Source organism: Pantoea sp. C2G6, assembly GCF_051336815.1.
Classification (GTDB): Bacteria; Pseudomonadota; Gammaproteobacteria; order Enterobacterales; family Enterobacteriaceae; genus Pantoea.
On sequence record NZ_JBGMNJ010000027.1, the window covers coordinates 1 to 11,750 of the forward strand.

Sequence of the window (11,750 nt, forward strand, 5' to 3'; positions counted from 1 at the left end):
CAGAGCGTGGAGGAGCAGACCGGACTCTTCGCGGGCAAAGGCGGCTTTGACGTCAGCGTGGGCGAACATACGCAGCTCGACGGGGCGGTCATCGGCTCGACCGCGACGGCGGACAGGAACCGGCTGGAGACCGGCACGCTGGGCTGGCGCGACATCGAAAACCATGCCGACTATAAAGTGGAGCACCAGAGCGCGGGGATGAGCACCGGGGGCAGCATCGGCGGCCAGTTTGCCGGGAACATGGCGAACGGTCTGCTGACGGGGGCGAACCACAGCGGCAGCGACAGCTCGGTGACGAAGGCGGCGGTGAGCGATGGCGCGCTGGTTATCCGCGACCAGGATAAGCAGGCGCAGGACGTGAGCGGCCTGAGCCGCGACGCGGAGCACGCGAACCAGACGCTGTCGCCGATATTCGACAAGGAAAAAGAGCAGAACCGGCTGCGTGAGGCGCAGCTGATAGGGGAGATAGGGAACCAGGCGGCGGACATCGCGCGGACGGAGGGGCAGATACGGGCCACGAACGCCGGTAAGGAAGAGCTGGCCCGAAAAGGCATAAAAGAGCCGGGTGAAAATGCCACCAAGAAAGAGTGGGCGGCGTACAATGAGGCACTGGCGGCAACCGACAGCTACAAAGCCGCGCAGCAGCATTGGGGCACCGGCAGCGCCTTCCAGCAGGGCATTCAGGCGGCGACGGCGGCGGTGCAGGGGCTGGCGGGCGGCAACCTGGCGCAGGCGGCCAGCGGGGCGGCGGCGCCTTACCTGGCGGAGGTCATCCACAGCATGACCACCACCAGGGACGCGAACGGCAAAGAGGTGGTCAACGTCCAGGCGAACCTGATGGCGCACGCGGTAGTGGGCGCGGTGACGGCCTACGCGGCGGGCAACAGCGCGGTGGCGGCGGCGTCGGGCGCGGCGATGGGTGAGTACATTGCGCAGCAGATGTATCCGGGTGTTGACCGTAAGGATTTATCAGAGGAGCAGCGCCAGACGATAAGTGCGCTGGGCACGCTGGCGGCGGGGCTGGCGGGCGGGGTGGCCGGCGACAGCACGGCGGGCGCGGTGGCGGGTGCGCAGGCAGGGAAGAATGCGCTGGAAAACAATGCGTTAAGTGGTCTGGAGGGTTTTGGAAAAGGCATGATGGATTACGGCCAGTCAGTACAGTCTTACGCGCAATATGCCCATGATAAGAACCTGCCACCGGAGCAGGTGCAGGCCGATCTGGCGCGGATGGTGAAAGGCGATCTGCCTGAAAGTGCCAATATTATTAAAGCGATCCTGGAAAATAATCCCGGCTCAGATACGGTGATGGCGCTTCTGACAGCGGAAGATGCAAAAGATTATGCACTGGCGTTATTAACGTCGATTCCGGCAGAAAAAGCGCTGTCACTTGTCGGAAAAGCAGCAAAGGTTATTGATAACAAAATCCTGATTAGTGCTGCGGAGAAAATATCGACGGCCAAGCCGGGCAAACAATTTACTGCACCGAGAGATTTGAATGAGCAGATCTTGTGGAATCAGGTAAAAGAAAATCCAACAATTGGTAAGACATTGGATGGCATGAATAACGATCCTCGTTTCCCTGTGTCAGCCGGATTCCAGAAGATGGAAGCAAAACAAAAACTCTCAGATGGTTCAACAATAACTGTTCATTATCAGTACAACTCAACAACTGGTAAGGCATATGATATGAAAATAACTACACCGCAGAGGGTTCAACCCGATCCTCAAGACGTCATCAGTAATATAAAGGATCAGGTTCAATGAGAATAAAAGAACGTGATGGTGAAGTTGTTGATATATACGCAATTTACTTCATTGGCGGTGAGGTGAATTTTTTAGGAATGCCTAAGAATTACGGAGGGTTATCTGCTTACTCAGCCAGAGAAGTAACGGTTGTTGAACCTGAAATTGAAGGAGGCTGTGTTTATTTTAAAAATAATGGGCATGGTATCTATCACTGGGCCTTAATCAAAGAGAATCTATTAGATGATCTTCTCGAATTGGACGAAACGGCCTATAAACGCTTCCTTGAGATCCTGAAAGCAGAAGGCCAAATAGAACCCGACTTTTATTAATCATTAAAAATCCCGGCCAAAGTCGCCGGGATTTTTTTACCTGCCACTCGCTCTTCAGCCAGCGGTAATCTTAATCGCCGTTCTGACACAGCAGGCATTAATCCTGCCTGTGGCGCTGATACCGATATCCGTCAGCCAGGCCCCGGCCAGATACAACGAGCCATCTTCACGAATAACATCAGCGGCTACGTCCGCATCAGGGCAGTTCAGCAGTTCCAGCCACACAGCATCGTCAGTAACCGGCGTTACCCATAGCGCGTTATTCTGGAAAATAATCCCGGCTCAGATACGGTGATGGCGCTTCTGACAGCGGAAGATGCAAAAGATTATGCACTGGCGTTATTAACGTCGATTCCGGCAGAAAAAGTGCTGTCACTTGTCGGAAAAGCAGCAAAGGTTATTGATAACAAAATCCTGATTAGTGCTGCGGAGAAAATATCGACGGCCAAGCCGGGCAAACAATTTACTGCACCGAGAGATTTGAATGAGCAGGTCTTGTGGAATCAGGTAAAAGAAAATCCAACAATTGGTAAGACATTGGATGGCATGAATAACGATCCTCGTTTCTCTGTGTCAGCCGGATTCCAGAAGATGGAAGCAAAACAAAAACTCTCAGATGGTTCAACAATAACTGTTCATTATCAGTACAACTCAACAACTGGTAAGGCATATGAGTTGAGAACAACTGGCTGAGCGAAACAGAAGCCCGGCAGCTTGATAAGGAAATGCAGGATTGCAAAGCATCAGGCGGTGACTGCAATAAGGTTGCTGAGAAATACATCGATATTAGTAATAAAAACAGTAAGGAACTGGCTGAAGCCTGTACCGGCGGCGGAGTAGACTGTGTATCCTGGGAGAACTGATTCAGGCAGACACTAACGTCGCTCTGGATGCTCATAAGCATCAGGTAAGGATGAGCGAGAAACTGAAGGATCCCGACGCGGCTGCGATAGTAAAATATCTTAACGGCTCAGATCTTAAGTTCCTTAAGGATAATATCACGGAAGGTGATCGGGTTATGGATGTGATAATGACTCCAACCTCATGGCCGGTAGCGATAATGGGTGGTAAAGCCATAATTACTAATGCCGTTAATAACACTAAAGAGCAGCTCATAGCGGTGGGTGTTGGTGCCGGATTAGGGGCTGGTATACAATATGGCCCAACAGGTGAAGTGAAATTATCAGATGTGATCGGCTCTGGGGTAATCGGCGCCATTACGGCAGGTAAAGGTTATAACCCAACGATGGCCTGGAATGCAGCAGGCGGTTATTACCAAGCTGAAATCAGCGGTGATGATCCATTTATGGCAGCGTTGCTGAGTAAGGCTGGTGCTTCTGCAGGCTATGCTGCGGGTAACGTTTTAAAAGTTCAGGCTGATAAAATATTCAACCCAGTATCAAAGCAATATGAATGGGTACCAATAGGTGTCTGGACTATAACTAAACCTGTTCCCCAAAGTTCAATACCTGCAATAAGTGCGAATGTTATTGATTCTACTGTATCTGGTGTGGTTGGCGATAATTTAAAAAGTCTTACTCCAGAGGAAAAAATGAATATAAATAAATCTAAAAAATCCATATGGTTGTTAGTGTTTTTATGTTTAGGCATGTGTCTGGTTCTTATGATTGGGGGGATTTTTTCTTATCTTTTAAAAGGCTGGCTAATCTGGGATTTTGATAAACCATTCCCTTTTGGAAAAGAAGAGGTTGTTAAGATCTTAAAGATCAGTTTATTAGGGGTTCCTACAGGCTTAGTGTTCTGGATATTTGATATCCGTTAACTGAAATATTTTTTAAATCCCAGCCCTTCCTGGCTGGGATTTTGCCGTTTACCAGCTACCAGAAGCAGGGGTACCGGCAGCACCATTCAGGCGGCGGTGCAGGGTCTGGCGGGGCACAACCTGGCACAGGCCATAACCGGCGGGTCTGCACCATATCTGGCTGAAGTTATTCATAACCAGACGCTGAACCCGGACGGGTCGGTCAATGTTCAGGCGAACCTGATGGCGCACGCGGTAGTGGGCGCGGTGACGGCCTACGCGGCGGGCAACAGCGCGGTGGCGGGGGCGTCGGGCGCGGCGATGGGTGAGTACATCGCGCAGCAGATGTATCCGGGTGTTGACCGTAAGGACCTGAGTGAGGAGCAGCGGCAGACGATAAGCGCGCTGGGCACGCTGGCGGCGGGGCTGGCGGGTGCGCAGGCAGGGAAGAATGCGGTGGAGAATAACTCGCTGGGTGGCCTGGAAAGCTTTGGTAAAGGCTTTGTGGATTACGGCCAGTCAGTACAGTCTTACGCGCAATATGCCCATGATAAGAACCTGCCACCGGAGCAGGTGCAGGCCGATCTGGCGCGGATGGTGAAAGGCGATCTGCCTGAAAGTGCCAACATTATTAAAGCGATCCTGGAAAATAATCCTGGTTCAGACACTGTAATGGCGGTGTTGTCAGCGGAAGATGCGAAAGATTATGCGCTGGCGTTGTTGACGTCTATTCCGGCAGAAAAAGCATTATCCCTTGTCGGAAAAGTTTCGAAGGTTATTGATAACAAGATCCTAATTAGTGCGGCGGAGAAAATATCGACGGCCAAGCCGGGTAAACAGTCGCCAGTACCAAGAGATCTGAATGAACAAATAGTATGGAAACAGGTACAGGAAAATCCGGCAGCAGGCGAAAAGCTGATTGGTATGAATAATGATCCTCGTTTTCCTACAAGTGCGGGATTCCAAAAAATGCAGGTAGCCCAGAAAAATGCTAAGGGTGAATCAATCACCGTTCATTATCAGTACAACTCTATTACTGGTAAAGCTTACGACATGAAAATTGATACTCCTCAGCGGGTTAACTCTAACCCGGCAGATGTGATCGAGAATATCAAAGGGCAGGTCAAATGAAAATAAAAGAGTCCGATGGGACTATCATAAATGTTTTTGCTATTTATTGGTTTGGCGATGAGACATATTTCTATGGGCTTCCCAAAAACTATGGTGGTTTGCTTGCATATAGAGCAACTCAAGTATCTGTAATTGATCCAGAAATAGACTTCACCGCAATATATTTTGAAAATAATGCGAAGAGCATTCAGCACTGGGCCTTGATAAAAGAAAAGTTGCTGGATGATATATTGGAGCGGGATGAAGTTGCTTATAACCGCTTTCTTGAGATCCTGAAGGTCGAGGGTAAAATAGATCCAGACTTCTGTTAATCATTAAATATCCCGGCCACCGAGCCGGGATATTTGCTTTATAACCAGCCAGCTAATAAGGTGAAGATATATAACCTATTCTGAAATGAAGAAGCTGACAGAAAGAAACAGCTGGAGACGAAGCGCGACTATCTGAAGCTGGAGTTAACGACGTCTGAAACGAAAGAACTGGCTGAAATTAATCGGGTTGATAAGGAGCGTGACCAGGCGATAAAAGCAGTTTGTACCGATGGTCAGAAAGGTGGAGGAGCCTGCGGTGCGCTGATTGATCCAGCTGAGGCAGCGCTGAAAAAATACGGTGAAAATGTCACCTACTCGCTGATTTACAAAGATCTGTATCCACAGGACGTAGCGAATCTTGAAGGTATACTTCAGGGACTAGACGCTGGCAGCATCAGCCGGGATCAAGCGATAACGGCGATAGCTAAATCCTCATGCAAAAGCTGGAATGAAGTCGCTAAACAGTATGATTCAGTGATGCAGGCACAGAGCATTGTGGTTGCGCTGGCAGGAATGAAGGGGATAGAGATATTACAGCCGGGTAAGGTGGTGAAACCGCCTGTACCAAATGAAGCTTTACCAAAAGGTTACAGTATCGATCCAAAGAAATTTGATTATTTCTTCGGGAAAGTTACAACTGGTAATCCTCATAATATTGAAAGATCGGCTCAGAATTTAAAAGATCTAAATACACTAGGGATAAATAATGAACAGGCACTCACCAATCTGTTCAATAAAGCAGCAAGTGATGGTGTAATAGTTTCTCAGAAATCGAATAACCTTGGCACTACTGTTGTTAAAATTATTCCTGTTTTCAAATAAAGGAGCTATTCAAATTGGTTTCTTTTATCCTGAAGGCAATATGTCAGCAACACCAAAAATTACAACATTAATCCCTAAAATTTCGAGTAATAAAAAATGATGAAAATTATCCCCCTTACAAAAGATGACTTTTATCATAAAAATACCCCCTCTATTTTTCATGATATTGAATATGCTCGCTATTACTATTATGTGAGCTGTAATGAAGTGGTGGTTTTTAAATTCTCTATGCAAAGTGAAATAAAACCCACAGTTATGAAATTAGACAATGTAATTGTTGTTGGTTTTGATCAGGTTGTGGTGTTTTTTTGCCTCGCAAACAATAAATTAATTAAGCAGTTAAAGTTAACGTCTTTCTTTTATAATTTTGAGGCTGATGAAAAATATCTTTTTATTGTCTGTGAGGTTGAAGTTGTTGTTATTGCAAAAGAGACTTTTGAGGAATATAAGTGCATTGACTTTGTTGAGTGTATTGACCATATTGAATTGGGTCAGGATGAGATTTCTGTTTATTTAATAGATGGTTCAATTGAGAATATTTTAATTTAGAACTTAAAATCCCGGCCATCGAGCCGGGGTTTTTTGTCTGTCGTTCAGTCAGTTACCAAGTCTGGCCTGTGGTCTGCTGAACACCTCAATCCGCCAGCTTCCGCCCCCGCCCCGGTCCGTTGCGGTCATGCAAAATTAACACCCGGTCAGGCAGAGTTGCCACGAGGCGCAGAGCGCCTGCGGGCCTCGCCAGCCCGCTCCCGACAGGCGTTTCGTTGTTCACAGGCAAGCTGTGAACGCCTTAGCCCTGCGATAAAAACGGGTAATACCAGATGGCGCACGCGGTAGTGGGCGCGGTGACGGCCTACGCGGCGGGCAACAGCGCGGTGGCGGGGGCGTCGGGCGCGGCGATGGGCGAGTACATCGCGCAGCAGATGTATCCGGGTGTTGACCGTAAGGACCTGAGTGAGGAGCAGCGCCAGACGATAAGTGCGCTGGGCACGCTGGCGGCGGGGCTGGCGGGCGGGGTGACCGGCGACAGCACGGCGGGCGCGGTGGCGGGTGCGCAGGCTGGGAAGAATGCGGTTGAGAACAATAACCTTAGCTTTGGTACGGGGATGAACAGCTACGGTGCGGCAGTCAAATCCTGGAACCAGTATGCGGAAGCTAATGGTCTGACACCGGAGCAGAAACAGGCGGGTCTGGACAAGCTGGCGAAGGGAGACTTACCGGAAGGCGCTAATATCACCAAAGTCATCGTGAATGGATATAAAGATGGTGTGTTGATAGCAGGGGCGGCTTATTTAGGGCCAGCTGCCTCGGTGGGTAAAGTTGTGGCAGGTGCAGCCATCGCTGAAATAGCGAATGGAACTTACCAGTGGTTCGATATAAACAGTGAGAAGAATCAGAGTTTGCCAGAAAATCAGCAGAAAACCTGGGATTACTGGGGGAGTGCTTCTGCGGCTGTGACCGGTGCATTAGCCCCTGGCCGTGGTGTCTGGCAGAATGTGGGCATAGCGTCAGGTGGTGCGGTGTTTAGCGATGGGGTTGATATTGGATCTATTGGTATTGCCGCAGGGGGCGTTGGGTTAGGTTGGGGATTTGGTAAATATGCACCAAGTGCTGTTAATGCATTAACTGGGAAGGAAGCACCTGGATTTATATTTGATGCTGTAGGTTCGCTGGGAACAGAGTTTTTAGGTGGATATACAAAAGATCTCTTAAATACACCGGCTCCACAAGGGCCTTCTCAATCTGGAAAAGAAAAGGAGGGTGTTAAATGATCGCGTATATAAAGTTGCTAGTTTATTCTTGTGTTTTTTGCGTGCTGGCATGCTTTATTTTTGGGGCTGGAGCATCGTTAATTGTATATATCAAAAATGGGTATTTTTTAATACCTGATGGGCAGCTAAAGAGAGCTATCATTTTTGGATGTATTGCAGGAACAGCGATTACATTAGCTACAATGGTTTTTAATATGATCGACAAGTACAATTCGCGGAAAAAACGTTCTTAAGATCCTAACTGATATACATAAAACCCCAACCTCCCACGGTTAGAGTTTTACGTTAATGAGCTGGGTGATATTTCGCAAACGCAGGCTGAAGGCACGACGTTGAAGCACAAAGCCGGTGAGCAGATCAAGGCTAAAAACGAGCGTGGTAAGAAGGCATACCGCGGTAGCATGAACGCCGAAGCCTGAACGGTTAAAATGTCACCGAAAAACGTAATATTTTGAAAAATATGTAATTTTCGATGGTTGATTTTGTGCCTGTCACCGGTTGCGCTTCTGCAAGGCTTGAGGCTTACGCCGCGAAAAGTGAGTACGAAACCGGAAACTACAATAATAAAGTCAGCGATATGTACCCGGACGCCTACGGCCAGATAGTGAACCTGCTGAATATCACCAGCGTTGATGCGCAGAATCAGCAGCAGGTGAAAGATGCTATGGTGAACTATGCCATGGTACAGCTTAATGTTGATAAGGCGACGGCGGAGAATTACGTCGAGACCTGTGACGGGATGCAGATGATCGCCTCTTCGCTGAAGCCAGTTCTGGGTGCGGCAGTGGTGAGTAAGCTAGGTGTGCTAACTAAGAGTGTCATTATTTATCCAGAAGGGATTAGTTTCAGAATCGATCAGCCAAAACATCTGGCAACCGTTGATGGCTTTACACAGAAAAATGGGATATCAGATGGTAATAATGCAAATGCATTTTATGAGGCAGCGAAAGAATATAATGTGAAGGTGGTCAGTGAAACACCTACAGGTGTGAAGGGTATTACCGAAGTAAAATATCTTGTTCCAACCAAGAATCGGGACGGAAGTCTTACGGGGGAATATAAAACTACCGTTGAGACTAAGACTATCTATGATCCTGATGTATTCACTGACCAGAAAATATTAGATCTTGGGCAACAGGCCGCTGCTAAGGGATTCAATGAGGCAATGTTGAGTAAGAGTGGTCAGGCAAATGTAACCGCGGATGGTGTTAGTTTTAGAATTTACGTAGATAAAACGACTGGAACAGTTCGTAACTTCCATCCTAATTGAGGTGAGCCATGATAAAAGAATTATTTACTCAACAAGATTTAGATGACGGGCTCAATTTAATTGCTGCGTCCTATTTTGACAGAATGTACGAGGATGGTGATTTTATTGAAGCTCTTGAATTATTTTCTAGTGGAGGTTCTTTAAATAAAGATGGTGCTTACTGCAACTTTCCCGACATGAACAGCTTCGATGAAAGCGAGCATTTTGAGGGTGTGGAATTTGCTGTAGGTTATCCTCCTTCTGAAGCGGAGACCGTCATTGTCAGTGAAGAAACCTGTTATCACTATGTCCGACTGGCATGTGAAAGGTATTTAAAATTGCATCCTGAGGATACAAAAAAAGTTAACGAATTACTGGCAAAAATGCCTGTCTGAATAAAAACACCCGGCCCAGTCTGGCCGGGTGTTTTTACCTGCCAATCACTCCTCAGCCAGCTGAATGATCAACTGCCTGCGCTCCACCGTCACCTTAACCGCCTGTCCGGTCGTAAACCCCGCTTCTTCCAGCCAGTTGCCGTTGAGAATAACTCGCTGTCCGGTGATCAGGCTCGTGCTACAGCTAAGCAGGTTGCCGAATCTCTGAAGGATCAGATCAGGGAAAAACTGGGTGAAGGTACAACCTCTTCGATTGCGAATGGCATTATTAATGCGCTTGCTGATACCGGTGATGCGGCGTTAGGTGGGGCGGATTACGTTGCTGATGGTGCTATGACATTGGCGGCCTGTGCAACGGGAGACAGTTACTGCGATAAAGCGCTAAGTGACTTGGCAGGTAAGAACCAAGCAGCGGCAGATACTGTTATTGCGTTGATGAAGAGCGATACCTGGACAGCGGTTGCCGAGCAGATGAAAGAAGCCGCTCAAGGTAACCAGCTTGCATTGGAGGCAACGGGCGGAATGCTGGCAGGTATGTTCCTGCCAGGTAAGAAAATACCCGATGCTCTTGCCATACAGACAATATCTAATTCTGTAGTTGATGCGAAAAAATTTGATTATCTCTTTGGAAGAGCAACTGGAAATCCTCATACATTAGATCGTACAAATCAACTTTCATTAGAAATGAAGAGATTAGGTGTTACTGATGATGTGAGTGGACATGCAATGCTCGCTGAACACTTTACGACAGCAACAAAGAACCCATGTAATATTGTGAAAAAATATACTGATCAGTATGGCAGTTTCGAAGTGAGGGAGTCTTTCTTTATGGGGCCTTCAGGTAAGGCAACAATGTTTGAAAGCACTTTTGAAGTTATGAATGATGGTTCACCATCGCTTTATTACTACAATACCGAAAAATGGAGCAACTCAATAATGTTTATAGAAAACAAGCCTGATGAGATAGAGTTACTCTCTTTTTTTGAAAGTGAGCCAGTTTCTTTTGAACGAGATAACATAAGTTATTTATATACAGCTAAAGATGAAAAAGGGGTTGGTATCGACTTCTCTTTCAGTGTTGTAGAAGGATGGATTCAGTACGTCGTAAAACTTGATGGAAATGAACTTGTACATAACTCTATCGATGGAGTTAGTTCGTTCAGTATAAAAAATGATAACCCAGGGGAATATCTATTTACTGAAATAATTACTAATGGAATTGTTATGAAGGTCGTAATACGTGTAAGGCCATATATATCAGTAAGTAGTAGTTCTTTGATTAGATGATGAACCCGGCCAGTTGGCCGGGGTTTTTGCTTTTATGGAAAACCTAACGGGTCATTCTTAGCACCTAAAGGAACACCTTATGGTGAAAGATCTCTAGCCCCAGATACAAAAGCCGAGCAATACCATGAATATGAGGTCATCAAACCATTACCGGTTATGCAAGGTAAAATAGCGCCTGCTTTTGGTGAACCTGGTGGAGGTGTTCAGATATTGCCGAATATGCAAGAAAGAGCGAATGTTGATTGGCTTATAAAAAATGAATACATTCGGGAGGTTCATTAATATGCTGATGAGTATTGAAGGAATTCAGAAAGAAGTTGATAAGCTGGTTTCGAAAATTGGTTGTCCACCTCATTCTGTAACTTTTTTTTCTGCACCTACAAACGATGGAACTCCTTACGTTTCATTTGAAAACGAAATTTATAATTATATTTCATCAGAAAGAGGTTACGAGTTTTCAAGAAAGACCACGAAATCACTTAATGAACTACTTTATTGGATTACTTCAGCTTTTGTATCAAACATATCTTTCCAATACGAACTTGAACATCGCATACCTGGGCGAGATGGCCGTCGTATGGCATTTCCTATGATTATTGCATTTATGGCAAGAATGAATAACGAATGGGAAATTAAAGCAAAAAATGAGATTGATCAGACCCTCTCCAATGCGCCTTATGATGACAGTCTTTATCTGTAAGTGTATATGCTCAAATCCCGGCCATCCGGGCTGGGATTGCTCTTCCCTTCAGCCGCCTTTACCACCTTATAATAACGGGCATCTCCCACGTCTGGTCCAGCGCGCTCGGAAAAACCTTCAGCCACGCCCTGACCTTCTTACGGTTCATCAGCGTCTCCGCCAGCGTCAGTAAGGCGAAGGGCAGCGAGCAGGGCAGCGGCCTGACGCACACCGAAACGCAGGTGAGCGCGGGCAACCAGGTGACGA

General features: G+C 47.0%; 13 protein-coding genes and 5 pseudogenes. 16 read left to right on the plus strand and 2 right to left on the minus strand.

Features of this window, described 5'->3' with window-relative positions; translation table 11 throughout:
• The 12 genes and pseudogenes from ACCW71_RS20280 to cdiI all read left to right on the plus strand — a co-directional run.
• A partial coding sequence (locus tag ACCW71_RS20280) for a VENN motif pre-toxin domain-containing protein (RefSeq protein WP_436374437.1) occupies positions 1-1,764 on the plus strand: 1,764 nt, incomplete at its 5' end.
• Positions 1,761-2,075: a hypothetical protein gene (locus tag ACCW71_RS20285; protein WP_436374438.1), complete on the plus strand. Its 315-nt coding sequence runs from the start codon at positions 1,761-1,763 to the stop codon at positions 2,073-2,075. The genes ACCW71_RS20280 and ACCW71_RS20285, both read left to right, overlap by 4 nt.
• A gap of 294 nt (positions 2,076-2,369) precedes the next feature.
• Positions 2,370-2,768: a hypothetical protein gene (locus tag ACCW71_RS20290; protein ID WP_436374439.1), complete on the plus strand. Its 399-nt coding sequence runs from the start codon at positions 2,370-2,372 to the stop codon at positions 2,766-2,768.
• Positions 2,769-2,988: 220 nt separating this feature from the next.
• Positions 2,989-3,858, plus strand: coding sequence for a hypothetical protein (locus ACCW71_RS20295; RefSeq protein ID WP_436374440.1), 870 nt, complete (start codon positions 2,989-2,991; stop codon positions 3,856-3,858).
• Positions 3,859-3,927: 69 nt separating this feature from the next.
• A pseudogene (locus ACCW71_RS20300) lies at positions 3,928-4,968 on the plus strand (VENN motif pre-toxin domain-containing protein); the annotation flags it as partial.
• Positions 4,965-5,279 carry a hypothetical protein gene (locus tag ACCW71_RS20305; RefSeq protein ID WP_436374441.1) on the plus strand — a complete coding sequence of 105 codons (315 nt, stop codon included), beginning with the start codon at positions 4,965-4,967 and terminating at the stop codon, positions 5,277-5,279. The pseudogene ACCW71_RS20300 and the gene ACCW71_RS20305, both read left to right, overlap by 4 nt.
• Positions 5,280-5,381: 102 nt before the next feature.
• Positions 5,382-5,567 (plus strand): annotated as a pseudogene (locus ACCW71_RS20310) (DUF6862 domain-containing protein); the annotation flags it as partial.
• A 189-nt stretch (positions 5,568-5,756) separates the two neighbouring features.
• Positions 5,757-6,101: a hypothetical protein gene (locus tag ACCW71_RS20315; RefSeq protein ID WP_436374443.1), complete on the plus strand. Its 345-nt coding sequence runs from the start codon at positions 5,757-5,759 to the stop codon at positions 6,099-6,101.
• Positions 6,102-6,197: 96 nt separating this feature from the next.
• Positions 6,198-6,650, plus strand: coding sequence for a hypothetical protein (locus tag ACCW71_RS20320; protein WP_436374444.1), 453 nt, complete (start codon positions 6,198-6,200; stop codon positions 6,648-6,650).
• Positions 6,651-7,000: 350 nt separating this feature from the next.
• On the plus strand, positions 7,001-7,873 hold the full coding sequence (locus ACCW71_RS20325; RefSeq protein WP_436374445.1) for a VENN motif pre-toxin domain-containing protein: 873 nt from the start codon (positions 7,001-7,003) through the stop codon (positions 7,871-7,873).
• Positions 7,874-8,345: 472 nt separating this feature from the next.
• Positions 8,346-9,143, plus strand: a complete 798-nt coding sequence (locus ACCW71_RS20330) for a CdiA family toxin C-terminal domain-containing protein (protein ID WP_436374446.1) — start codon at positions 8,346-8,348, stop codon at positions 9,141-9,143.
• 8 nt (positions 9,144-9,151) lie between these two features.
• Complete coding sequence (cdiI, locus tag ACCW71_RS20335; protein WP_436374447.1) at positions 9,152-9,517, plus strand: ribonuclease toxin immunity protein CdiI; 366 nt, start codon at positions 9,152-9,154, stop codon at positions 9,515-9,517.
• Between the two features lie 45 nt (positions 9,518-9,562).
• On the opposite strand, the gene ACCW71_RS20340 is transcribed toward cdiI, so the two are convergent.
• Positions 9,563-9,733, minus strand: a complete 171-nt coding sequence (locus ACCW71_RS20340) for a SymE family type I addiction module toxin (RefSeq protein ID WP_436374451.1) — start codon at positions 9,731-9,733, stop codon at positions 9,563-9,565.
• On the opposite strand from ACCW71_RS20340, the pseudogene ACCW71_RS20345 reads away from it, so the two are divergent.
• From ACCW71_RS20345 to ACCW71_RS20360, 4 genes and pseudogenes are all read left to right on the plus strand, one after another.
• Positions 9,656-10,454: pseudogene (locus ACCW71_RS20345) on the plus strand (VENN motif pre-toxin domain-containing protein); the annotation flags it as partial. The gene ACCW71_RS20340 and the pseudogene ACCW71_RS20345 sit on opposite strands and share 78 nt — an antisense overlap.
• A complete protein-coding gene (locus ACCW71_RS20350; RefSeq protein WP_436374449.1) occupies positions 10,454-10,804 on the plus strand; it encodes a hypothetical protein in 351 nt (116 codons plus the stop codon). The pseudogene ACCW71_RS20345 and the gene ACCW71_RS20350, both read left to right, overlap by 1 nt.
• A 90-nt stretch (positions 10,805-10,894) precedes the next feature.
• Positions 10,895-11,086, plus strand: a pseudogene (locus tag ACCW71_RS20355) (TNT domain-containing protein); the annotation flags it as partial.
• A 1-nt stretch (position 11,087) separates the two neighbouring features.
• Complete coding sequence (locus tag ACCW71_RS20360) at positions 11,088-11,504, plus strand: Imm63 family immunity protein (RefSeq protein WP_436374450.1); 417 nt, start codon at positions 11,088-11,090, stop codon at positions 11,502-11,504.
• Positions 11,505-11,562: 58 nt separating this feature from the next.
• On the opposite strand, the pseudogene ACCW71_RS20365 reads toward ACCW71_RS20360, so the two are convergent.
• Positions 11,563-11,750, minus strand: a pseudogene (locus ACCW71_RS20365) (hypothetical protein); the annotation flags it as partial.